Origin of the sequence: Marinovum sp. 2_MG-2023 (assembly GCF_030548265.1) — a bacterium.
GTDB lineage: Bacteria > Pseudomonadota > Alphaproteobacteria > Rhodobacterales > Rhodobacteraceae > Marinovum.
In genome coordinates, this window is sequence record NZ_JAUOSD010000005.1 from 135,789 (window position 1) to 159,585 (window position 23,797).

The 23,797-nt window shown below is 59.7% G+C and carries 20 protein-coding genes; 12 read left to right on the forward strand and 8 right to left on the reverse strand.

The genetic code is table 11. The features are described from left to right. Nucleotides 1-2 precede the first annotated feature (2 nt). The 7 genes from metK to Q4577_RS08180 all read left to right on the forward strand — a co-directional run bounded on the left by metK (nucleotide 3) and on the right by Q4577_RS08180 (nucleotide 11,986). Nucleotides 3-1,169, forward strand: coding sequence for a methionine adenosyltransferase (gene metK / locus Q4577_RS08150; protein WP_303469237.1), 1,167 nt, complete (start codon nucleotides 3-5; stop codon nucleotides 1,167-1,169). A 282-nt stretch (nucleotides 1,170-1,451) separates the two neighbouring features. Continuing rightward, nucleotides 1,452-2,021, forward strand: coding sequence for a helix-turn-helix domain-containing protein (locus Q4577_RS08155; protein ID WP_303469238.1), 570 nt, complete (start codon nucleotides 1,452-1,454; stop codon nucleotides 2,019-2,021). Nucleotides 2,022-2,040: 19 nt separating this feature from the next. Continuing rightward, nucleotides 2,041-4,506: an FAD-dependent oxidoreductase gene (locus tag Q4577_RS08160; protein WP_303469240.1), complete on the forward strand. Its 2,466-nt coding sequence runs from the start codon at nucleotides 2,041-2,043 to the stop codon at nucleotides 4,504-4,506. Beyond that, nucleotides 4,503-6,950 (forward strand): FAD-dependent oxidoreductase, encoded by a 2,448-nt coding sequence (locus Q4577_RS08165; RefSeq protein ID WP_303469241.1) that lies wholly within the window; start codon nucleotides 4,503-4,505, stop codon nucleotides 6,948-6,950. The genes Q4577_RS08160 and Q4577_RS08165 overlap by 4 nt, the downstream gene beginning before the upstream one ends. A 146-nt stretch (nucleotides 6,951-7,096) precedes the next feature. Then, the gene (locus Q4577_RS08170) at nucleotides 7,097-7,822 is read left to right on the forward strand and encodes a DUF6065 family protein (protein WP_303469242.1); all 726 of its coding nucleotides are present in this window, start codon (nucleotides 7,097-7,099) and stop codon (nucleotides 7,820-7,822) included. Between the two features lie 853 nt (nucleotides 7,823-8,675). Further along, nucleotides 8,676-10,289 carry a hypothetical protein gene (locus tag Q4577_RS08175; protein WP_303469243.1) on the forward strand — a complete coding sequence of 538 codons (1,614 nt, stop codon included), beginning with the start codon at nucleotides 8,676-8,678 and terminating at the stop codon, nucleotides 10,287-10,289. Between the two features lie 164 nt (nucleotides 10,290-10,453). Further along, nucleotides 10,454-11,986 carry a calcium-binding protein gene (locus Q4577_RS08180; protein WP_303469244.1) on the forward strand — a complete coding sequence of 511 codons (1,533 nt, stop codon included), beginning with the start codon at nucleotides 10,454-10,456 and terminating at the stop codon, nucleotides 11,984-11,986. Between the two features lie 18 nt (nucleotides 11,987-12,004). Here Q4577_RS08180 and Q4577_RS08185 read toward each other — a convergent pair whose 3' ends face one another. The 3 genes from Q4577_RS08185 to idi all read right to left on the reverse strand — a co-directional run bounded on the left by Q4577_RS08185 (nucleotide 12,005) and on the right by idi (nucleotide 13,214). After that, nucleotides 12,005-12,439, reverse strand: coding sequence for a CBS domain-containing protein (locus Q4577_RS08185; protein WP_303469246.1), 435 nt, complete (start codon nucleotides 12,437-12,439; stop codon nucleotides 12,005-12,007). After that, on the reverse strand, nucleotides 12,420-12,554 hold the full coding sequence (locus tag Q4577_RS08190) for a hypothetical protein (protein ID WP_303469248.1): 135 nt from the start codon (nucleotides 12,552-12,554) through the stop codon (nucleotides 12,420-12,422). Before Q4577_RS08190 ends, Q4577_RS08185 begins: the two co-directional genes overlap by 20 nt. A 117-nt stretch (nucleotides 12,555-12,671) precedes the next feature. Next, nucleotides 12,672-13,214, reverse strand: coding sequence for an isopentenyl-diphosphate delta-isomerase (gene idi / locus Q4577_RS08195; protein ID WP_303469250.1), 543 nt, complete (start codon nucleotides 13,212-13,214; stop codon nucleotides 12,672-12,674). A 211-nt stretch (nucleotides 13,215-13,425) separates the two neighbouring features. Between idi and Q4577_RS08200 the strand changes: the two genes are divergently transcribed. The 3 genes from Q4577_RS08200 (at nucleotide 13,426) to Q4577_RS08210 (ending at nucleotide 15,700) form a co-directional block, all read left to right on the forward strand. Then, nucleotides 13,426-13,917, forward strand: coding sequence for a cytochrome c family protein (locus tag Q4577_RS08200; RefSeq protein WP_303469252.1), 492 nt, complete (start codon nucleotides 13,426-13,428; stop codon nucleotides 13,915-13,917). Nucleotides 13,918-14,079: 162 nt separating this feature from the next. Further along, on the forward strand, nucleotides 14,080-15,009 hold the full coding sequence (gene rarD, locus Q4577_RS08205; protein ID WP_244688229.1) for an EamA family transporter RarD: 930 nt from the start codon (nucleotides 14,080-14,082) through the stop codon (nucleotides 15,007-15,009). A 37-nt stretch (nucleotides 15,010-15,046) separates the two neighbouring features. Continuing rightward, nucleotides 15,047-15,700: a pseudouridine synthase gene (locus Q4577_RS08210; protein WP_303469254.1), complete on the forward strand. Its 654-nt coding sequence runs from the start codon at nucleotides 15,047-15,049 to the stop codon at nucleotides 15,698-15,700. A 75-nt stretch (nucleotides 15,701-15,775) separates the two neighbouring features. Here the strand turns inward: Q4577_RS08210 and pheT are convergent, their stop codons facing one another. The 4 genes from pheT to Q4577_RS08230 form a co-directional block, all read right to left on the reverse strand. Next, complete coding sequence (pheT, locus tag Q4577_RS08215) at nucleotides 15,776-18,175, reverse strand: phenylalanine--tRNA ligase subunit beta (RefSeq protein ID WP_303469256.1); 2,400 nt, start codon at nucleotides 18,173-18,175, stop codon at nucleotides 15,776-15,778. A 355-nt stretch (nucleotides 18,176-18,530) separates the two neighbouring features. Next, a complete protein-coding gene (locus tag Q4577_RS08220) occupies nucleotides 18,531-18,776 on the reverse strand; it encodes a hypothetical protein (RefSeq protein WP_303469257.1) in 246 nt (81 codons plus the stop codon). Nucleotide 18,777: 1 nt separating this feature from the next. Continuing rightward, nucleotides 18,778-19,002 (reverse strand): enoyl-CoA hydratase-related protein, encoded by a 225-nt coding sequence (locus Q4577_RS08225; protein WP_303469258.1) that lies wholly within the window; start codon nucleotides 19,000-19,002, stop codon nucleotides 18,778-18,780. A 45-nt stretch (nucleotides 19,003-19,047) separates the two neighbouring features. Further along, nucleotides 19,048-19,896: a CaiB/BaiF CoA-transferase family protein gene (locus tag Q4577_RS08230; protein ID WP_303469259.1), complete on the reverse strand. Its 849-nt coding sequence runs from the start codon at nucleotides 19,894-19,896 to the stop codon at nucleotides 19,048-19,050. Between the two features lie 98 nt (nucleotides 19,897-19,994). On the opposite strand from Q4577_RS08230, the gene Q4577_RS08235 reads away from it, so the two are divergent. Next, entirely contained in the window at nucleotides 19,995-20,621 is a 627-nt protein-coding gene (locus tag Q4577_RS08235) for a substrate-binding domain-containing protein (RefSeq protein WP_303469260.1), read from the forward strand. Nucleotides 20,622-20,695: 74 nt separating this feature from the next. Here the strand turns inward: Q4577_RS08235 and Q4577_RS08240 are convergent, their stop codons facing one another. Beyond that, nucleotides 20,696-22,606: an ABC transporter substrate-binding protein gene (locus Q4577_RS08240; protein WP_303469261.1), complete on the reverse strand. Its 1,911-nt coding sequence runs from the start codon at nucleotides 22,604-22,606 to the stop codon at nucleotides 20,696-20,698. Nucleotides 22,607-22,805: 199 nt separating this feature from the next. Here Q4577_RS08240 and Q4577_RS08245 point away from each other — a divergent pair, with 199 nt between their 5' ends. Continuing rightward, complete coding sequence (locus tag Q4577_RS08245) at nucleotides 22,806-23,792, forward strand: ABC transporter permease (protein WP_244688247.1); 987 nt, start codon at nucleotides 22,806-22,808, stop codon at nucleotides 23,790-23,792. Nucleotides 23,793-23,797 lie beyond the last annotated feature (5 nt).

The window sequence follows — 23,797 nt, forward strand, 5'->3', positions numbered from 1 at the left end:
CAATGTCTCGTAATGCCTATGTTTTCACCTCAGAGTCTGTTTCTGAGGGTCACCCAGACAAAGTTTGTGACCGGATTTCCGATGCGGTGCTGGATGCACTTCTGACCGAAGAACCAACCGCGCGCGTCGCCTGTGAAACCTTTGCCACCAGCGGTATGGTGGTGATCGGCGGCGAAGTTGGCCTGTCCAGTCAGGAGCGCCTGCGCGATTATATGGGCCGGATCGGCCAAATCGCGCGCGATTGCATTCAGGACATTGGATATGAGCAGGAAAAATTCCATTGGAACACCTGCCATGTGCTGAACTTTCTGCACGAACAATCGGCCCATATCGCCCAAGGCGTGGATCGCGACGGCGCGGGCGATCAGGGCATCATGTTTGGCTATGCGGTCAAGGAAACGCCCGAGCTGATGCCCGCGCCGATCCAGTATTCCCACGCGATCCTGCGGCGTCTGGCTGAGGCACGCAAAACCGGCGCGGCCCCGTCGCTGCGCCCGGATGCGAAATCCCAGCTTTCGGTGCGCTATGAAGACGGCAAACCGGTTGAGGTCACCTCGATCGTGTTGTCGACGCAGCATGAAAGCGAAGATCAATCCGCCGATGACATCCGCGCGATTGTCGAACCTTATATTCGCGAAGTGCTGCCGACGGAGTGGGTGACCGACAAGACCGAATGGTGGGTGAACCCGACCGGCACCTTTGTCATCGGTGGCCCCGATGGCGATGCGGGTCTGACCGGGCGCAAGATCATCGTTGACACCTATGGGGGGGCGGCCCCGCATGGCGGCGGCGCGTTTTCCGGCAAAGATCCGACCAAGGTCGACCGCTCTGCCGCTTATGCTGCGCGCTATCTGGCCAAAAACGTGGTTGCTGCCGGCATGGCCGAGCGTTGTACCTTGCAGCTGAGCTATGCCATCGGCGTGGCCAAGCCGCTGTCGATCTATGTGGATACCCACGGCACGGGTGAGGTTTCGGAGGCCGAGATCGAAAAAGCAGTGTCGCAATGCATGGATCTGACCCCGCGCGGCATTCGCGATCACCTGGACCTGAACAAACCAATTTATCAACGTACGGCGGCCTATGGCCATTTCGGCCGTGCGCCGGATGCGGATGGTGGTTTCAGCTGGGAAAAGACCGATTTGGTCGAAGCGTTGAAAAAAGCGGTTTGATGCCGGCCTGATCTGGGCCTGATCGGGGCCCGACGCAGATCAGACTTGAAAATTGTAACGCCCCTTCGCGTCGTCGAGGGGGCGTTTTTTTACATGCCGCCACTGTCCTGGACGTGATCCGGGACCTCCGCTGAAACTTGCGATGAGGTCCCGGATCAAGCCCGGGACAGCGATGTCGGGATGGTGATGCCGGAACAATGACGCGAGCTGTGAAAAAATCTTGCAAAATTTCACGACTCGCGCCACCATGAAATTTGTCGGGACAATTTCATGGGGACGCATATGCAGGATCACTCTCCGCACAGTCAGAGCCTCGGGGCCGATTTGCGGGCCTTGCGTCGGGCGCGCGGCATGACACTGGCGGATCTGGCGACGGGGTTGGGACGGTCAGTGGGCTGGCTTAGCCAGGTGGAACGGGATCTTTCAGAACCTTCAATTTCTGATCTGCGCCAGATCAGCGCGGCATTGGATGTGCCGGTTTCGATGTTGTTCGGCCAGGCGCCGGCGCCCGCAGACGAGGTTGGCCATGTGGTGCGCCGCAATGCGCGCCGCCCGATCGGAGCGCGTGCCGCGGGGCTGGTCGAGGAGCTTTTGTCACCGGATCTGACCGATGACTTCGAGATGGTGCACTCCAGCTTTCAACCCCACAGCGAAATTGGCGAAACCGTTCGCAGGCCGACACAGGAGGTCGGTTATCTGATGTCCGGCATGCTCGATCTGGAGATCGCCGGACGTCGGTTCACCCTGCACCCCGGCGACAGTTTCCGCATCCGGGGCGAGCCGTTTCGCTGGAGCAATCCCTATGACGAACCGGCCGTGGCGATCTGGGTCATCGCCCCGCCGGTCTATTGATAGAATTGGAGAGACAGCCATGAGCGATATTCACCAAAAGGATGCAAATCCCCGGTCCTTTCCGACACAGACGCGCGTGGTCATTATCGGCGGCGGCGCGGTCGGGGTGTCCTGTGCCTATCACATTGCTCGGGCGGGCTGGGATGTGGTGGTTCTGGAAAAGAACGAATTGACCGCCGGCAGCACATGGCATGCCGCAGGCAATTGTCCCAATTTCTCGACCAATTGGGCGGTGATGAACATGCAGCGGTATTCGCTGGATCTGTATCGTCGGCTGTCGGACGAGGTTGATTATCCCATCAACTATCATGTCACCGGTTCAATCCGGCTGGGGCACAGCCGCGAAAGGATGATGGAATTTGGACGTGCCTTGAGCATGGGGAATTATCAGGGGCTCAGCCTTGAGATGTTGCAGGTTTCGGACCTGAAGGACCGATATCCCTTCATGGAGGTGCACGACCTTGCCGGGGCGCTTTACGATCCTGACGACGGAGATATTGACCCGGCGCAATTGACCCAGGCGCTGGCGCGCGGCGCGCGGATAGCGGGGGCGCAGATCGAACGTTTCTGCCCGGCCACAGGTGTCAGCCGCAAGGGCGATCAGTGGATTGTGCACACCGAAAAGGGCGATATCGCTTGTGAGAAAGTGGTGAACGCGGCGGGTTATTATGCCCAACGCGTCGGCGAATGGTTCAAACCCTATGGCGGGCGCACCGTGCCGATGACGGTGATGAGTCACCAGTATTTCCTGACAGAACCGGTGCAGGAGATCGAGGATTGGACCAAAGAACACGGCAAACTGCCGCTCTTGCGCGATGTCGACAGCTCTTACTATCTGCGGCAGGAAAAGACCGGGCTGAACCTTGGCCCCTATGAGCGCAATTGCCGGGCGCATTGGGTTGCGCCGGATGATCCGATGCCCGATGATTTCTCGTTCCAGCTTTATCCTGACGATCTGGAGCGGCTGGAATGGTATATCGAGGATGCGATGGCCCGGGTGCCGATCCTTGGCACCTCTGGCGTGGGCCGTGTCATCAATGGCCCGATCCCCTATGCCCCCGACGGCTTGCCACTGATCGGCCCGATGCCGGGGGTGACAAATGCATATGAGGCATGTGTCTTTACCTTTGGCATCACCCAGGCCGGTGGCGCGGGCAAGGTTCTGGCGGAATGGGTGACCGAGGGCCAGACCGAATGGGACATGTGGGCCGTCGATCCCCGCCGATATACCGGCTACGTGGATCAGGACTATTGCAACGCCAAGGCGATCGAGACCTATGGCCATGAATACGCCATGCATTTTCCGCACCACTCTTGGCCGGCCGGTCGCGACAAACGGTTGTCGCCGCTGCATTCCCGTCTGCTTGGGGCGGGGGCGCAATTAGGGGTCTATAACGGTTGGGAGCGGGCGAATTGGTTTGCCGCCCCCGGCGATGATACCAGCGAAGAGGCGACCCAGACCTGGCACCGAAACGGCCCCTGGCAGGCGCGTATTCGCGAAGAATGCGAAGCGGTGCGCGATCACTGTGGCATCCTCGCGATTTCCGGCTTCACCCGGCTAAAGGTCGAAGGCCCCGGCGCACGCGCCTATGTTGATGGGCTCACGGCCTCGCGCCTGCCGAAACCGGGGCGCGTCGGCTTGGCATATTTCGCCGACACACGCGGGCGGATATTGACCGAAACCTCGGTGATGGTGCACGGCGAAGATGAGGTTGGCCTGATCACCGCGGCCATGGCGCAATGGCATGATGGTGAACTGCTGTCGCGGCAAGCCCCCGACGGTATTGTGGTTTCCGACCACAGCGATGCGGTGGAATGTCTGTTGGTGACGGGGCCAAAAGCGCGCGAGATCCTTGAACCTTTGACGGATCACGACCTGACAAAACCCTGGCTGTCGGTCAGTTTCAATGGGCAGGTCGCGGGCAGGGACGCCGCCCTTGTCCGGGTGTCTTACGCGGGCGAGCTGGGTTGGGAAATTCACTGTGCTGCCGGGGATGCCCCGGCGATCTGGGATGCTGTGACGGCTGCCGGGGCCAGACCCATTGGCATGTATGCGCTGAATTCTCTGCGGCTTGAGAAGGGGTATCGCGCCTGGAAGGGTGATCTTTCGAGTGATTATACCCTGCTCGAAGGCGGGCTTGACCGGTTCATCGACTGGTCCAAGGAATTCCCGGGAAAATCTGTGTTGGAGGCGGAAAAACAGCATGGGTCAGCGAAGCGGTTTGTCACCCTGATTGTCGATGCCGGTGATTGCGATGCGCCCTATATGGCGACGCTTTGGCACGATGGCGCGGTGGTGGGCGAGGTCACGTCGGGCGGTTGGGGATACCGTGTGGATGCGTCGATTGCGCTGGGCATGATCCGCGCTGATCTTGCCGCGCCGGGAACCGAGGTCGAGGTCGACATCTTTGGCGAACGCCGCCGCGCAACGGTTCAGCCCGATGCGCCGCTGTGGGACGCGATAAACGAAAGGATAAGAGCATGACCATTATCCCCGCCCATGCGCGTGCCGTTATTATCGGCGGCGGTGTGATTGGCTGTTCTGTCGCCTATCACCTGACGCAATTGGGGTGGCGGGATGTGGTGTTGCTGGAACGCAAACAGCTGACATCCGGCACCACATGGCACGCCGCCGGGCTGATCGCGCAACTGCGGGCCAGTGCCAATATGACGAAACTGGCGAAATATTCGCAGGAGCTTTACGGCGCGCTGGAGGCAGAGACCGGCGTTGCGACCGGGTTCAAACGGGTGGGGTCCATCACCGTGGCCCTGACCAAAGCGCGGTTGGAGGAATTGAAACGATCGGCCGCCATGGCGCGGGCCTTTGGTGTCGAGATCGAAGAAATTTCGCCGGGTGAAATCGGCGCGCGCTATCCGCATCTGAACCTTGATGGCGTTGTTGGGGGCGTTTACCTGCCCAAGGACGGACAGGGTGATCCGGCCAATATCGCGCTGGCGCTGGCCAAGGGCGCACGGCAACGGGGCGCGCAGATTGCCGAACGGACCAAGGCCACCGGCGTCACGCGTCAGGGCAGCCGGATCACCGGCGTTGATTGGCAGGCCGAGGATGGCAGCAGCGGCCATATCACCTGTGATCATGTCATCAACTGCGCGGGCATGTGGGGGCGTGAGGTCGGCAAGATGCTGGGCACCAATGTCCCGCTTCAGGCCTGCGAACACTTCTATATCGTGACCGAGGCGGTGCCCGGGCTGACACAATTGCCGGTGCTGCGGGTGCCGGACGAATGCGCCTACTACAAGGAAGACGCGGGCAAGATCCTGTTGGGGGCATTTGAGCCGGTGGCCAAACCATGGGGCATGGACGGCATCCCCGACAGATTTGAATTCGATCAATTGCCCGAAGATTTCGACCATTTCGAGCCGATCCTCGAACAGGCGGTCCACCGCATGCCGATGCTGGCCGAAGCGGGCATTCACACCTTCTTCAATGGACCAGAAAGCTTTACCCCCGACGATGCCTATCACCTTGGGCAATGTCCGGGGATGGACAACGTCTGGGTCGCGGCGGGGTTCAATTCCATCGGCATCCAATCGGCCGGCGGTGCGGGGATGGCGCTGGCGCAATGGATGGAGACTGGCGAAAAACCCTTTGACCTTGGCGATGTTGATATTGCCCGCATGACACCGTTTCAGGGCAATCGCAGCTATCTGCGCAGGCGGGCCACGGAAACGCTGGGGCTGCTTTACGCCGATCATTTTCCGTTCCGGCAAAAGACGACCGCGCGCGGCATTCGCCGGTCGCCATTTCACGCGCAACTGGCGGAACAGGGTGCCGTATTTGGTGAATTCGCGGGATGGGAACGCGCCAATTGGTTCGCGCGTGACGGCCAGCCAGCGGAATATCAATACTCCTGGCAACGTCAGAACTTCTTTGAAAACGTCGCGTCCGAGGTCGCCGCGGTGCGGGGGGGCGTCGGCCTGTACGACATGTCGTCCTTTGGCAAATTACGCGTCGAAGGACCGGACGCCGCAGCATTTTTGAACCATGTCTGCGGCGGTGACATGGCGGTTCCGGTGGGGAAAATCGTCTATACGCAGTTCCTTAATGCGCTGGGCGGGATCGAGGCGGATGTGACCGTGACCCGTCTGTCGGAGACCGCCTATCTGGTGGTCACCCCCGCCGCGACGCGGCTGGCGGATGAAACATGGCTGCGGCGTCATTTAGGGGATCACCGGGTTGTTGTGACCGATGTCACGGGGGGCGAAGGCGTGCTTGCGATCATGGGGCCAAGGTCGCGTGATCTGTTGAATCTGGTGTCGCCCAATGATTTCTCCAATGCGGTCAACCCCTTTGGCAGCGCCCAGGAGATCGAGATTGGCATGGGCCTCGCCCGGGCGCATCGGGTGTCTTATGTCGGCGAGCTGGGCTGGGAGCTTTATGTCAGCGCCGATATGGCCGCGCATGTGTTCGAGGTTTTGCAAAAGGCGGGGCAGGGGCTGGGCCTGAAACTCTGTGGGTTGCACATGATGGATTGCGCCCGGATGGAAAAGGGATTTCGCCACTTCGGCCATGATATCACCTGCGAAGATCATGTGCTGGAGGCGGGTTTGGGATTTGCGGTCAAAACCGACAAACCGGCATTCATTGGCCGTGATGCGGTGCTGCGCAAACGCGAGGCCGGGCTGGACCGGCGGATGTTGCAATTCCGACTGACCGATCCAGAGCCGCTGCTCTATCACAACGAACCGATCCTGCGGGATGGCGAGATTGTCGGCTTTTTGACCTCTGGGGCCTATGGTCATCATCTGGGCGGGGCGATGGGGCTGGGCTATGTGCCCTGCACCGGTGAAAGCCCGGCCGATGTGCTGGCCTCAACTTACGAGATTGATGTGGCCGGGGTGCGGGTGGCGGCCGAAGCCTCGCTCAAACCGATGTATGACGCCAAAAGCGAACGTATGCGCGGATGACATCCCGCTGGCCAAGAGTGAAACCACCGTCAAAACACCGGGCGCGCCCGCCGGTCGGATTGACCCGCCAATGGGCACGGATGCAGGATGAACGCCAAATGAAGTAACCGGCAGCCAATGGAGTTCAGGTCTGCAGAAAGCGGCGCATGCTTACGTTCTACTCTGTGCACGACGACCTGAAACCACCAATGAAGGCGGATACCGGCGCGCTGGGCCGTCTTCCCTTGTCGGCCTTTCAGTACTGCGAAGCGTTGCGCACGGCGTCGGCGCTGGGGTGGTATGTTTTTCCACCGCGTGATTTCAGCCTGTTGTTCGATGGCAAAGAGGTCTTTCTCGCGGATGAGGGCGAATGGCGCGCCCTGCGGTCGGAACCGTTGGGACCGGAAATGGAGACGGCCTGGGAAAAAGATTTTGCCGCCGATTATGGACCGCTGCCAAATTTCCTGGAGGATCTATCAGACACTGGCATTGTCCAGATTTGGACCGGCTATTTCGTAAAGACCGACCCGGGCGAGGCGCTGCAAATTCGCCCGCTGGCCAATGTGCATACCAAAAGTGCCTATTGGTGTTACGAAGGCATTGTCGAAACCGATCATTTTGCGCCTTGTCCGCTTTTTATCAATATCCAGCTGACCCGCACCATGTCCGAAATCTTCTTTCCCTGCGATTTCCCATTGTTTCAGGTGGCAACGCTGCAGAAATCGGATTTGAAGAAAAATGCAAAACACGCGGTGCATAGTATTTCCGACGCGGATTTCCCTGCTGCCGGTTTGGCAAACACATTGCGCAGCGCCAGCAATCCCCGCAAAGCCCCGGGGCAATATGGCGCAAACATCCGCCGCAACTCCAAATCCCGGTGTCCACGGGGCTAAATCGGTGTTCCTGTGCAATGCGTTAGCATTTGGCGTAACGTGGAAATAACCTACGTTCCGTGGCTGTGTTGGCCTGATAATACCGGGTATTTGATTTCGCCGATTGGGCGTATGGGGACAGCGCTGGATCTGGCTGCTTTATTGTCGCCAACCTTTGATGCTGTGTTTGTCGCGGTGCAAAGCGCGCTGGGCCGACCCGCTGACCGTACGCCCAAAGGCGCTGCAAATATGGACAACCGGCGGTATCCGGGGTTTCGGGGCGCAGATCTGCGCGGTGAAACGTTCTGAACGCCGCCGGTTGCCGTTTTTGCCAATCGAACTGGCAGGTGCAAATTGCACGGATCGAACAAGTGCATGGGCAGGTATCGCCCCGGTAAATCCCTCCCAAAATCTACCGCACAGGGTCAGCCCGGCAATTAGCCTTTGGTCAGTTTGACCGCAAGCCGACCCGCGCCAATCGAAGGACGGGGTGTTTGCGTGATGAGTTTTGGTTTTGGCATTGCCATTGGAAATCTCCTGATCTCTGCGCGTTGAAAGATGACAGGAATTGCGCCCACGCCCGGTGCTGGTCCGCCCAGGCGTCAAATTGCAAAGCAGATCGAGGGGCGAAAAACCTGTGTAAAGCGCGAATTCGTCAATCCGCAAAAACCAGAATGAAGTGGACTGGAGATTGCTCAACAAAGGTCGGGATCAGTGCGAATTTCAGGCGATAAATTCGCGTCGGATTTGCGGTTGATTTACGGCAGTGACGGGCAAATAATCACGCTTGCGATCAATTCATGATAAGTTTGCGGAAAATTGACACGGGCACTGCGCACCATATTTCCCGTGGTACATAGGCTTGGGGGCCTGCATGGCGGATCAATATGAAGTGCGATTCTATGGCGGATTGACCATCACCAACCCGGAGGGTCGTGATGTCACGCCGCGCGGGTCCAAGGCACGCGGTCTTTTGGCGCTGCTGTGCGAGGCCGACGAAATGCGTCGCGGGCGTCGCTGGCTTGAAGGGAAACTTTGGTCGGGCCGCTCCCAGGTTCAGGCCGCCGGCAGCCTGCGACAGACCCTGACCGAAGTGCGCCAGGCGTTGCACCCGGATACCGACATCTTTGGGGCGGATCGGCTGGATGTCTGGCTGGATGCCAACCGGATTGTGACCGATCTGGCCCCCGGATCGCCCCTGCGCGCCGCCCATCGTGACCTGTTAGAGGGGCTGGATGTGCGCGATCCCGAATTCGAGGCCTGGCAACAAGCGCTTCTCAAACGTCAGATCGGCAGTGAACAACCGGCGGCGGCGATGTTGAACGCCCATCAGGCCCTGCATACGCTCAGCATTCGCGCCGCGATGTCCGACGCGGGGTCGGCGACAGAGCGGATCACCGGTCAAATTGTCGCCGATCAGGTGGCCAAAAGCCTGGAGGAACGGTTGTCGGCGTTGCGCTTTGCCAGCTTTGAACGGTCGCGGGCGGCCCAGTCCCCGGATCTGGAAATTCGCTGCGACGTGGCCGAGGATGGCGCGCGCGGCGTTGTGTTTCTTCGGGTTGAAAGCGGCCGGGACGGGCGAACCTTGTTTTCCGGCCACCGCAGCGTGGATGGGTCCGCGTCCGATATTATTTCGTCGGATGTGATTTCCGGGCTGGTGCATTCTGCGGCCTCAAAGATTGTGCACCGCCTGCCGGCGATGATTGACCTCAGCCGTCCCGAAGCGGCGGCGTTGGGGTATTCCAGCTTGGGCATGCGGAAACTGGCGCGGTTCGATCCTGCGGCGTTCGAAGACGCGCAAAACTATTTCCAAAGCGCCTATGACACCAATGCCAACGGCGTTTATCTGGCCTGGCGTGCCTTTGTGCGGATGGCGCAATTGGTGGAAGGCGGGGGTGGCGATCATCAACCCCGGCTGGAGGAGGTGGCGATGCTGACCCGACGGTCGCTTGAAGGGGCGCGCGACAATGGTTTGGCGGTGGCCTTGGTGGCGTTGACCCGGATCATGCTGGAGGATGATCTGCGCCCGCCCGCCGAGCTTGCCGAATTGGCCATGCAGTGGAATGCCAACAATATGTTTGCCCGCCAGACACTGGCTGTGGCCCATAGCGCGGTGGGGGACACCGCCAAAGCCTATGAAATGTCGGCGGCCTGTCGCAACGCCGGGTTGGAAGACGAACTTAGCCACCTTTGGGATCTTTATCATGCGCTGGTCTGTATATCGGCCGGCAAATTGACCGAGGCGCGACTGGCCGCCACCCGCGCGAGCGAGGCCGCGCCGGGGTTCATCGCCCCGCGCCGTCAATTGCTGGCGCTGTGTGCCAATGCGGGTGATATGGCCGGAGCGCGGAAATATCTGCTTCAAATCAAAGGTCTGGAGCCGGGATTTTCCTTGGATCGGTATCTGAACGACCCCGAATATCCAAATCTGACGTTGCGCAAGGCCGGGCTGATCGAACCATTGCGCAAATTTGATCTCGGGGCCTGATAATGGGCGTTTTGGGCGCAGAGCCTGAGATCATCGCCGGGGAACAAATACGGATTGGAAACCGGCGCGACGATTCAAGGTATTGAAATACTTGACTTACTTGTCTGGCTGGTTAGCTTGAGGCGCATAGAAATAATTGATTTTGCTGCGGTGGGAATTTGGGGATGGAATTACTTCTTCTTGCGGGTCTGCTTTTGGGTTTGCCGTTTGTATTTGGCGGTCTGGGGGCCGATGGGTCCGGTGATGACGATCAGCCGCTGCAAACCCCCGACGAATCCGATGACGACGACATCGTGACACCGGACGGCGGGGAAGATCCATTGTTCGCCCGGATCACTGGCACCGATGATTTTGATATTCTGGACGGCGGCGCGCGCGATGACAGCATTCGCGCATTGGATGGCGATGATGTTGTCTTTGGCGGGCCAGGCAGCGATTCAATCTACGGCGGGCCGGGTCACGACCTTTTGGGGGGTGACCTGGGCGACGATCTTGTTGTTGGCGGGCTGGGCGAAGATACCGTCGAAGGCTGGACCGGCGACGATACTGTTCTGGGGGGCTATGGCAACGATCTGGTCTATGGCGATGACGGTGACGACATTGTCGATGGCGGTGCGGGCAACGACTATGTTGGCGGCGGAGAGGGGCTTGATACCCTTCTGGGTGGCAGCGGCAATGACACGCTGGACGATCACGATCATTTTCTCGATCCAGGGCCGGCCACCAGTGTGATGGATGGCGGCGATGGCGATGACACTTTGATGTTTCTGGCGGGCAGTACCGTGTCCGGCGGCGATGGCGCGGATGATTTCCGGATGTATCGCACGCCAGAGCGTGACGAAGTCACCGAGATCACCGATTTCGATCCGGCGGAAGACCAATTGTGGATTGATATTCAGGTCCGCGAGGGGGAAGGCGGCGATCTCACTCTGCGCGACTGGGAGGACGGCACCGGCGCCGATCTCTATTATGGGGACGCTCTGGTGGCGCATATCGGTGGCGGTCAGGATCTTGCGGCTGAGGATATCGAGCTGCAGGTGCAGCTGTGGAGAAACGGCGGAGAACAAACGCTGGAAGACGGCGATGGCGATACCACGCTTTATGGCAACTACGAGGATGATACGATTCTTGGTGGTGGCGGTGACGATTACATCGTTGTCGGGGGCGCATCGTTGGGCGGCAGCAATTATCAGGCTGGCGAAAATCTGGCGGATGGCGGCGAAGGTGACGACACGATCTTTGGCTCAGGTGGCGAGGTTCATGGGCCGTATTGGTACGACGATGACTCTGAACCAGGGGTCTTTGAGCAAACAATTGGCCGCGACACGTTGATTGGTGGCGCAGGGGATGACCTGTTGGTGTCGGAAAACGGCAATGAGATGACCGGCGGTGCCGGGGCGGATATTTTTGCAGTCGACCATGAAATCCCGGAGGTGGCCCAAGGTTTTGATTTCGCGCCCTCGACCATCACCGATTTCGACGCTGCCGAGGATGAGTTGGTGGTCATCATCAATCCCAATATCTATTCCAACATCTATACCGGCGCGCGCGCCGTCACGGTGGATGTTTGGGAGGATGGGACCGGGGCTGATGTCGCGCTGGATGGCACGGTGATTGCCGAGGTCGCGGGTGGTCAGAACCTGACCACCGAAAACATCAGGATTGAGCAGTTCGGCGTTGAATTGGCGGCTGAATAGCCGCCAAAAGGCAGAGTATCACGCCACCCCCGCCCGCAGGACATCGTGAATATGCAGAATGCCAACCGGGTGGTTGGCCGCGTCGATCACCATCAGGGCACCGATCTTGCGCGCGTTCAACAGCGCCAGCGCCTTGGCCGCCAGAATATCCGGCGTCACAGTGACCGGATTGCGGCTGGCCAATTCGCCAGCTGTCATTTGCATCAACCGGCCAATGTTGCGCCGCAGATCGCCATCAGAAATCACCCCGACCAATTTTCCGTCTTCCACAACCGCCGCGATGCCAAAGCTTTTGGAGGTCATGGTGATCAACACCTCTTCCATCTTTGTGTCAGCAGGCACCAGCGGCAACATGTCCGGCCCATGCATAAGGTCCGATACCCGGCTCAGCTGCGCACCCAGTTTGCCGCCGGGGTGGAAAACCTGAAAATCCTCAGAGCCAAAACCGCGCAACGGCTTCGAAGTCTTCGGGCAGCGCATCGGCCATGGCGGCCAGTGCGTCAGCTTCGGTCTGCAAAACCCGGCGGCCGATGTCTGTCACTGCCGCAGGATCGGCGTTTGTGATCATGTCACTGCCCCGTACACTGCTCTTGCGTCAGATAGGTACAGGCTTGTCGCCCCGCGCGCCAGCCTGTCGCAGCAGAAGCGGCGTCAGGGCGCGACCGGGACCGGTCCGATCTGGGGATCAGGGGGCAGCGTCCGGGCCGAAAATCGCGGCGGAATGTTGCGCGACATAGATCCGCAACCACGGGGTGAATATATCTGGCTGCGCGGCGATTTCACGTTCCAGATCCTGCCGGGTGATCCAGCGCAGGGCCTGTACCTCGTCGGGATTGGCGGTGACGCTCAGGGTCAGGTCGGCGTGAACCGTGAAAATCTCGACCACCTCATGTTCGATCATGCCGCCGCCAACATCGGCACGGTATTCAATCTGTTGCCGCCAGACCGGGGTCACCCCGGTGATGCCCAGTTCCTGATCCAGCCGCCGCCGCGCGCAATCATCGGCCATTTCGTCCCAATGCGGATGGGTGCAACAGGTGTTCGCCCAAAGACCCGGCGTGTGATATTTTCCGGCGGCGCGTTGCTGGATCAGGATAAGGTCGTCCGATCCGCTTTTCGCGATGACAAACACCGATACCGCCATATGACGCAGACCGCGTTCATGGGCCTCCAGCTTGCCAACCGGGGTCAAGTGCCCATCGACCCATGCGGGAACCAAATCTGTCATTCTGCCCTCGTGTTGGCGTTGTTGCGACCCCGGGGGACGGCTGCGTCGAAACGCCCAGGCCCGTTTGGCTGCATCGCCTACCCTTTTTGGGCTTGGAAAATCAAGCGGATGCATGCGGCATGTAAAGGTCAGGGCAATCTGTCGCGTCCAGATGGCTTGACCAATGGCCCATAAGCAGCAGATTGAGCCTCATAACACAGGAGAGACAACGATGAATCGTTTAGTTCTGACATCCATCCTGACTTTGGCCCTTGCTGTTCCGGCATTGGCAGAAAGCCACGACCCCGACATGGCCGCTGTTGACCTGACCGCCACCGGCGATGTCGCCAAGGGCGAAAAGGCGTTCAAGAAATGCCAATCTTGCCATGTGGTGAAAAACGACGCCGGTGAGGTGCTGGCGGGACGGGCGGCGAAGACCGGGCCGAACCTCTTTGCGGTGGCGGGACGGACCGCCGGCACGCTGGAAGGATACCGGTACGGCAATGATCTTGTTGCAGCCGGAGAGGCGGGTCTGGTCTATGATGAAGCCAGATTTGTGACCTATGTGATGGATCCCAAGGCGGCGATCCAGGAGGTCACGGGCGATGGCTCTGCGCGTTCAAAGATGAGCTACAAGGTGCGCAAAGAGGATGAGGCAAAAGACCTTTATGCCTTCTTGCTGTCCTTGGCTCCGCCAGCAGAGACTGCCGAAAGCGGCAGCTAACACCGCCACGGCGGCAATGCGCGTGTCCCGACCGGACCCTTTTGGGGTCCGGTGATCGAATGGCCGCGTGACAGAGTGAGGTTGCACCCCCAAGGAGTGTGACCGCTTGCCTTTGGGTCTCAACTTCGCCAAGTCTTGCGCGGATGTGAAAGGGGACCTCTTATGGCCAGCGCTGAAAGTCAAAAACCCGCCGTGAACGAAGACACGCCGCAGGGCTTGGGCTATTCAACCGCCGCCTATGTGCTTTGGGGGTTTCTTCCGCTCTACCTGAAGGCGCTGTCGCATGTGCCCGCGGTCGAAATCGTGGTGCACCGGGTGATCTGGTCTGTTCCCTTGGCGGGGGCGGTTTTGATCCTTATGGGGCGCACCGGCCAGCTGCGCGAAGCCCTGAGCAATCCCCGAACGCTGGCCATGGGTTGTGTCACAGCGGCATTGGTGTCGATCAATTGGGGCATCTATATCTGGGCGATTGCCAATGATCGCACGATCGAGGCGGCGCTGGGGTATTATATCAATCCGCTGTTTTCGGTGTTTCTTGGCGCGGTGCTGCTGGGGGAAAAACTGCAACGTGCACAGCTGGCGGCGCTGGCCTTGGCCGCATTGGCGGTGATGATCCTGACAGTGGATGCGGGGCAGCTGCCCTGGCCTGCGCTGGGCGTGATGTTGAGCTGGGGGTTCTATGCCCTGGCAAAAAAACAGCTGTCCGTTGGCCCGAACCAGGGGTTCCTGCTCGAGGTTCTGATCCTGCTGGGGCCTGCGTTGATTTGGCTGGCGCATTTGCAGATGACCGGGCAGTCGCATTTTGCCAATGGCGTGGCGTCGGATACCTGGTTGTTGGTGGGCTGCGGCGTGGTTACGGCGGTGCCGCTGATGTTGTTCGCCAATGGGGTGCGGCTGCTGCGGATGTCGACCACCGGAATCTTGCAGTTCATTGCCCCGACGTTGATCTTCCTCTGTGCGGTTGTGGTGTTCGGCGAACCATTTGGCACTGCGGAAATGATTGCCTTTCCGATGATCTGGGTGGCGCTGGTGATCTATTGCGTGGCGATGGTGCGTGGCATGCGCCGGGCCACGGCGCAGGGCCGGGCCTGAGCTATCCGCCCTTGCAGAGGGGCAAAGCATTTGCCACATGCAGGGGATGAGTGATTATGACCCGCCCAACACCCCGCTTGATATTGTTCATGCCGATCATGAAATCCTGATCGTCAACAAACCTTCTGGGCTGCTTTCGGTTCCGGGCAAGGGACCGCATCTGGCGGATTGTCTGATTGCGCGGGTGCAGGACGCATTTCCGACTGCGTTGCTGGTGCATCGCCTGGACCGCGACACATCGGGGGTGATGGTGTTTGGCCTGACGCCACATGCTCAACGCCATCTTGGCCTGCAATTCGAGAAACGGCAGGTCAAGAAAACCTATGTCGCGCGGCTTTGGGGGCGGCTGGAGCCGAAAACCGGCACGGTGGATTTGCCGTTGATCGTGGATTGGCCCAATCGCCCGTTGCAGAAAGTGTGCCATGACACCGGCAAGGCGGCGCAGACCGATTGGCGGGTGCAATCCTATCCCGAAGGCGAGACGCGGGTACGCTTCATGCCCAAGACCGGTCGCAGCCACCAATTGCGGGTGCATGCGCTGGAGTTGGGCCATGTGATTTTGGGAGATCCGCTCTATGCCAAGGGCGCGGCGCGGGACTATCCCCGCCTGATGCTGCATTCCGAGGAGTTGCGCCTGCGCCACCCGGATGGCGGCGAAGGCATGAAGTTTCGTGCGAAAGCCCCGTTCTGAGCCAAGGTATCCGGCCGGGCAGAAGAGGGGGCCAGCCCCCTCACCCCCGGGATATTTCGGGTCAGATGAAAGGGCTTAACCGCGCAGCACGCCGCCTGTGGCCTTGGCAACCTTTTCCACCACTTTGGCGGAAACCGCTTCGATGTCTTTCTCGGTCAGCGTTTTGTCACTGGGTTGCAGACGCACGGTGATGGCGAGGGATTTCTTGCCTTCGCCAAGCGAGCCACCGATGAATTCGTCAAACACCCGCACCCCGGCGATCAGCGCCTTGTCCGCGCCGCTGGCGGCATTCACCACGTCGAGCGCCGCGACATCCGCGTCGAGCACAAAGGCGAAATCGCGTTCCACCGCCTGCAGGTCGTTCAATGCCAGCGCCGCCCGGGTAGCGCCGGATTTACGCGGCATCGGGATTGCATCGGGCCAGAGGGTAAAGGCCATTGCCGGACCTTTGATGTCCATCGCCTGAAGCACCTTGGGGTGCAATTCGCCAAACACGCCCAGCACCTTTTTCGGGCCGAGACAGATCACGCCGTGGCGTCCCGGATGCCACCATGCGGCGCCATCGCGGCGGATTTGTGCCTTGGCCGGGGCGCCCATCGCCGCAAGGACGGCTTCGGCATCGGCCTTGGCGTCGAAGACATCCACCGCGCGGGCCGTGCCGTGCACATCCTTTGGGGCCGTGCGTCCGACAAGAAGACCGGCAACCTGGTTGCTTTGTTCCCCCGGTTCGCCGCCCTGAAAGATATGGCCCAGTTCGAACAGCGCCAGATCCATGAAACCACGCGCCTGGTTGCGGGCCGCGGCCTGAAGCAGGCCGGGCAAAAGATCGGGGCGCATGTGGCTCATCTCGGAGGAGATCGGGTTGGCCAGTTTGGTGACATCCGCGCCGCCGCCGAACAATTTGGCCGCCGCTTCGTCGATGAAGCTGTAGGTGACGCATTCGTTATAGCCGAGCGCCGCAGTGGTGCGCCGCGCTGCCGCTTCGCGTTTCTGCATCGGCGACAGGATAGGCCGGGGAATGCCGGCGGTTGGGCGTGGCAGCGGCTGGGCCGGCAGTTTGGTGAGCGAGGCCACCCGTGCCACTTCTTCGACCAGATCGGCCGTGCCCATCACATCGGGGCGCCAGCTTGGCACCTGGGCCATATTGCCTTCGAGCCGGAAACCCAGCGATGTGAGGATCTGGCGCTGGTCACTTTCGGGGATTTCCATGCCGACCAGAGACTGCAACCGCTTGGGGTCCAGCTCATAGGCGCGGGCGACATTCGGCACCTCGCCTGCGACCACAAGCGAAGAGGCCTCGCCACCGCAGAGATCCAGGATCATCTGTGTCGCGTCTTCCATGGCTTGCATGTTGTAGGCCGGGTCGATGCCACGTTCATTACGATAGCGGGCGTCGGAATTGATTTTCAACGCGCGTCCGGTCATGGCGATCTGGATGTGGTCCCAGACCGCGGCCTCAAGAAAGACATTGACCGTTTCATGGGTACAGCCGGTGGCAAGACCGCCCATGATGCCGCCGATGCTTTCGACACCATTGTCATCGGAAATCACCACCTGGCCGGAGGAGAAGGTGTATTCTTTTTCATCCAATCCGGTCAGCGTCGCGCCGTCCTGGGCGCGATGGACCCGCAGGGGGCCGGCAACCTTGTCCGCGTCAAAGACATGCAAGGGGCGGTTGCGATCATAGGTGAAGAAATTGGTGATATCGACCAGCTTCGAGATCGGGCGCAGGCCAATTGCGCGCAGGCGGTCCTGCAACCATTGCGGCGAGGGGCCGTTAGTCACATTGCGGATCAGGCGGCCGGCAAAGACGAAACAGCCATCGCTGCGGGCATCGTCGTCGATTGTGATCTGGATCGGGCAGGGGAATTGGCTGTCGACCTGTTCACGTGGCAGGGGTTTCAACGTGCCAAGCCCGCGCGCCGCCAGATCGCGGGCAATGCCATGCACGCCAAGCGCGTCGGGGCGGTTTGGCGTGATGGCGATTTCGATCACCGGATCGACCTTGGCTGGATCATTTTCCGCCAGCCAGTCGATGAAACGGTCGCCCACTTCGCCCGACGGCAGTTCGATAATGCCGTCATGTTCTTCGCTGAGCTCCATCTCGCGTTCGGAGCACATCATGCCATAGCTTTCGATGCCGCGGATCTTGCCGACCCCGATGGTGATGTCGATGCCGGGGACATAGACGCCGGGTTTGGCGATCACCACGGTGATGCCTTCGCGTGCGTTGGGTGCGCCGCAGATGATCTGGGTCTCGCCATCTGCCGTGGCCACCTGACAGATCTTCAGCTTGTCGGCATCGGGGTGTTTTTCGGCGCTGACGACCTTGCCGATGGTGAAATCCGCCAGACGCTCTGCCGGGTTGGCCACTTCCTCGACCTCAAGCCCGAGATCGGTCAGCGCGTAAACAATGTCATCGACCGACGCAGTGGTGTCGAGATGATCTTTGAGCCAGGACAAGGTGAATTTCATGTGCGTCGCTTCCGGTCTGTCATACGGTTTGCACGCGAGATACCGCAAAGGCGGGGCAGGGGAAAGACCTGGTTGTCCGGGGGTGGTCGGTGAAAAACCGTGGGGCGAACGCGCGGCGTATATCGTGCAGATTGGCGGCGCACTTGCGGGGCAAGGGGTATGCGTAGGGGGCCTGACCCTCAGACGGGGCTGCAATGTCAGGATGCGCAGAGATCAGCAGGCCGAGTTCCGAGTGTTGCCAGCAAACCGGGCGCATTACGGGTTTGATTTACCCAACCGACAGACTCCATCTGCGGTCCCGGCCGTCGATCAGTAACCCGTGACCAAATGCCCTTGTTTCAATATGTTCCCAGCATCAGATCAAACTGAGATGTGCAAGATTTCGCATCAGGTGGCTGATACCAAAGGTCCATTCCGGGCACTCGGTAGACAGTCGCACGCGATTGCGCAATGCGCCAAATCCGGCGGCTGAAATCACCACGGTATCATTGATCTTATGGGTGAACCCTTCGTCAGCAACGTCGGCATTCCACACACGGCCCAGAGGAACACCGCGCCCGTGGAAATCAGCGACATCGGGGATATGGGTTTGATTGGACATGTTATTTCCGCTTGAACTGAGGTGTGCGTTTTTCGGCAAAGGCGGCGCGCCCCTCCAGGGCGTCATCGGTCGCAAAGCAAATGGATTGGAGATCACGCTCGTAGGCGATGGCCTTTTCCAATGGCATGTTGAATGCCGCCTTGAGGTTTTCGCGGGCGCTTTCGAACCCTTCGAGCGGCTGCACATCCCAATGTACCGGCCCGCCGTTTTTCTCGGCGGCGGCCAATGCATTGAACCCCCCTCGGGGGATCCCAGGTCAGGCCAAGGTAGGTCATTTCTCCCTCCGCCCGATGACACCGGTTTCGGCGAGGGTTTTGATGTCGTCTTCGGGGATGCCGAGGTGCGCAAGAATATCATCGGTATGTTCCCCCGTGAGCGGCGCGCCATAGCGGATCGACGACGGGGTGCGGCCAAACCGAATGGGGAAACCCGGCGTTTTGACCCGCCCCTCGGTCGGGTGATCATATTCCACAAAGGTCTGATTGTGGCGGATTTGAGGGTCTGCAACCAGATCCGCATAACCATAGACGGGACCGGACCAGACGCCCTCGACCTCCAGCCGGTTCAGCACGTCCTCGGTCTGGAATTTCGCCACCGCGTCGCGCACCATGGCAAATGTCTGATCCCGGTCGGTCCAGCCCGCTTGATCGACATCCAGACCGCTGAGCGCAGGCTCTTCCAGCGCGCGCGACAGCCCGTCAAAGTCCGGCATCGCGATGGCGATATAGCCGTCCAGCGTTTTGAACGTCCCATAAGGCGCGCGGATATAGGAATGGGCATGTGGTTCTGCGCTGCGCGTTTGCGGCACGCCACCGGCAGTGAAAACAGAAAGCTCCTGCATTTGCAGCGTGGTGATGGCGTCGAGCATGTTGACCTCGACCTTTTGGCCCTCGCCAGTGCGTTCGCGGTGCAACAGGGCGGCCAATGCGCCCTCGAATGCCGAATATGCGGTGACCGCATCAACCAGATATTGTCCCGCTGCCTGTGGCGCCTCGCCCTTGCGTCCTGCCGAAAGCATCGCCCCCGACATCGCCTGCAACAGCAGATCCTGGCCGGGGCGTTTCACATATGGCCCGGTCTCGCCATAGCCAGACATAGAAACTGTGAGATCAAGATCCATCAGATCGAGGTTTTTGAACCCCGACTCTTGCTGAACAGCTTCTTGCGCTGCGTGGAGCCACCGATGCGGTCGGTCTTATTGCGCTGGATCACCCCGAGGTGCGCGAAGCCGCGAATGCGTTGGCGCAAACCGGCGTTCAAATATGCACCATGGTCTCTGACATCCCGACGGTGCACAAAGTCGGATATGTCGGGATCGACAACCGGGCTGCCGGGCGATTGGCGGGATTGCTGGTTGGGCGATTGCTGCCTGCGGATTGTCAGCACAAGGTGGCGCTGTTCCTTGGCTCGCATGCCTATCGCGGGCACGAAGAGCGTGAGATGGGGTTCCGTTCAATCCTGTCGGAAGAGTTTCCCGACCTTTCGATTGCCGCCTTGGCAGAAGTCAGCGACGACCGCGATCTTGCCTATGAGGAAACCCTGAGCATCCTGAACAAAGGCGAAATCAGCGCAATTTACAGTATCGGTGCGGGCAACCAGGGCATCGCACGTGCATTGCAGGAAAAAGGGATCGCACGCAAAACGGTATTTGTCGCGCATGACATCACCGAAGCGACCCGGATCATGCTGATTGATCGCACGCTTGATGCGGTTATTGATCAAAACCCAAAGGTGCAGGCCCGCGAGGTCGTCAAGCTGCTCGCCTCTGCCGTGAACGGCAAATCAGAGCCGGAATACCCGCCGCGTCTTCAGGTGGTTCTTCGAGAGAATATTCCGTCGTATTGATCGGATTGCCGCTGTCCTGCGGCAAGGCTTCGTTGGGCCACCGGAGCAGCCCAACGAGAGATCAGATATTGTGATTACTGCTTCCAATACCACGCTTGCGGCATGAAGACGTTCGCGGGGCTGGGCCATTGGCTGGTCGAGACCATGCCCGGCAGCACGTTCATCAGCCCGTTCTTGACCACCCCATAGGTCGAGGGGTTCTTGGTGACGCCGAAGGCCTCGAATTCCTCGGCTGCGATGTCGGCCATTTGCTGATAGAGCGTGACGCGGTTGTCAGGGTCGACATTGCTGTTGATGGCTTCCCAGATGCGATAGCGCTCTTTCACGTGCTCCGGGGGTTCCACACCGCTGGTGCCGCCGGTTGTATACCACTCGGTCCAGAGCGGTGCGTGACGCGAGCTGTCGTCGATTGGCAGCAGCGACGATGGCAACTGACCCGGGCTGAGGGTGGTGTTGCCGCTGTCCGCAGTAAAATCGTGGTCCGCATTGGCGGAACGCAGCTTGTGCAAAGAGCGGTCCACAACGTTGAGGTCAATGGCGATGCCGATGTCTTTCCACTGGGCCTGAACCACCTGAATCATGTCGATGATCTGGGGATAGGTGTTGCGAATGTCGATCAGGAACCGCGCTGGGCGGCCATCTGACATCAGGCGGATTCCATCCTCATTGCGCTCTGTCAGGCCAAGCTCATCCAGAAGTGCGTTGGCTTTGGCAGGATCATACTCAAGGTGCTGCGTGGCCAGCCTTTCATTATAGAGCTTTTTGCCCTCCCAGGGGCCGGTTTGCCACGGCGTGCCGTCCCCAAGCAGGGCGGTATCAATCACCTCTTGGCGATCCATGCCGATCGACAGCGCGATGCGGAAATCCTTTTCGTTGAACAGCGCGGAAATTACCGGATCCTTGTGGTTCAGGTTGGGTTGAATCCAGTTGTAGTTGCCGCCAACACCGACGACCTCGTAGAGTTGGTACTCGCCTGCCTCGCGGTTGTCGGCAAGGACGGGACGGTTTGCCGCCGCATCAATTCCGCGCGCCTGGAAATCGAACTGGCCCGCAATGGCGGCAAGAGTCATCGCCTCGGGATCCTGGAAAATTCGCCCTTCAAGCTCGCCGATATAGGGCAATTGATTGCCTTCGGCGTCGACCTGCCAGAAATACGGGTTCGCTGTCAGCGTCACGACCGTCGCGCCGCCATCAAGCGGGTTTTCCATGACCCATGGGTCCAGAACGGGACGCTCGACATTCAGCCAGCGCTGGCCTTCGGTCGGATCGCCACATTTTTGCACGAACAGCGTTTGCCAGTCGGACACACCCGCTTCGTCGAGCAGGGGTTGCAGGTTGTCGTTGTAATCCGGGTGGAAGGTCGCGCAATAATGTTTGGCATAGAAGACGAGGGCAGCCCCTTCTTCCCGCGCCATCTGGCCCAGGAATTCGCCGTTGGCGCGTGGGAAGATGATCTTGAACGTCGTGTCATCAACCACTTCGAGTGCCATCGGATCGTCGCCGGCCTTGAAACGTGTCGACAGAGAACCGTAATCAGCGTTGAGCAGGACATCGTCGATGGCAAAGGCCACATCCTCTGTCGTCATCGGGGTACCGTCCGACCACCGCAACCCTTTGCGCAGGTAGAAGGTGAATTCCGTCCCGTCCTCGGACACGTCCCAGCCTTTGGCCACGTTGGGAATCAGGTCTTCACGGTTATGGTGCCAGCGCACCAGACCGTTGGTGCCGACGTGCTGGCGCATGGTGCCATCATCGCCGGAACTGGCCAGCCCGAAGCGCCATTTGCCGCCATAGGTGCCGATCGAGCCAAAGTCTACGATCTCTGGTTCGGCGGACACACGTTCCGCCACGGGCGGCAGGTCGTCGGCCGAAACGCTGGCGTCAAACTCTGGGTTTTGTCCTGTCGCCTGAGCGTGCAAAGCCGTGCCCAAAAGCACAAGCCCGAGCGCCGTCGCAAGGCGCGGTACTCTTTGAAAATTACGCATTCTGATTGTCTCCTCCTAGTGTCGCGGGCGACTGCCCATCTCCCGATCGGGCAGGTTCCACGATGTTCAAGATGATATGTCGCATTGGTTTTTTCAACATTAAAATGCTATTACCTATTGAATATGTGAAAACAATTTGCATTTTAGTTCCTCTATGGCCACGAGAAAGCGGGGAAGCTTTCGGCTAAGGGAGGGAAAATTGCTCTATTACATCTTTCGAAGGATCGTCTGGTCGATCCCGTTCTTTTTCGCGATATCGCTGTTCGCGTTCTTGATCATTCAGGCGCCGCCGGGCGACTATCTGACAACCTATGCCGCGCGGCTTGAGGCGCAGGGGCAGGTGGTTGATCAAGCGCGTTTGGAAACCCTGCGCGAACGTTTTGCCCTGGGCGAGCCGATCCTGGTCCAGTATTTCAACTGGATCAGCGGCATCATCACCCGCGGTGACTTCGGAATCTCATTTGAATTCCAACAGCCTGTCTCGGAAATGATCGGTCAGCGCATGGCGTTGTCGGTGGTTTTGGCGACATCGACGTTGTTCTTCACATGGGCGATCGCCCTTCCCATCGGGATTTATTCCGCAGTTCGTCAATATACCGCAGGGGACTATTTCTTTAGTATTCTCGGCTTTATCGGGTTGGCGACGCCGAACTTCCTGATCGCGCTGGCGCTGATGTATTACGGCACCGTGCATCTGGGCGCGGATGTGACGGGGCTTTTCTCGCCGGAATATGCAAATGCACCGTGGAGCGGCGCGAAGGTCGTCGATCTGCTCAAGCACCTGATCATTCCGGTTGTGATCGTCGGCACCGCCTCGACCGCCAGCCTGATCCGGGTGATGCGGGCGAACCTGTTGGATGAATTGTTCAAACCCTATGTGGTCACGGCGCGTGCCAAGGGACTGTCCGAGTTTCGGTTGCTGATGAAATACCCGGTTCGGATCGCGTTGAACCCCTTTGTGTCGACGATTGGCTGGGCCTTCCCGCAGATCGTATCAGGTTCGACAATTGTGGCGGTGGTTCTGTCGCTGCCGACCGCCGATCCGCTCATGCTCGACGCGCTGTTGTCGCAGGACATGTACCTCGCGGGGGCCTTCATCTTGTTGCTCAGCGTCCTGTCGATTGTCGGCATGTTGGTGTCCGACATTCTGTTGGCGCTGATTGATCCACGCATTCGGTACACATAGGGGGC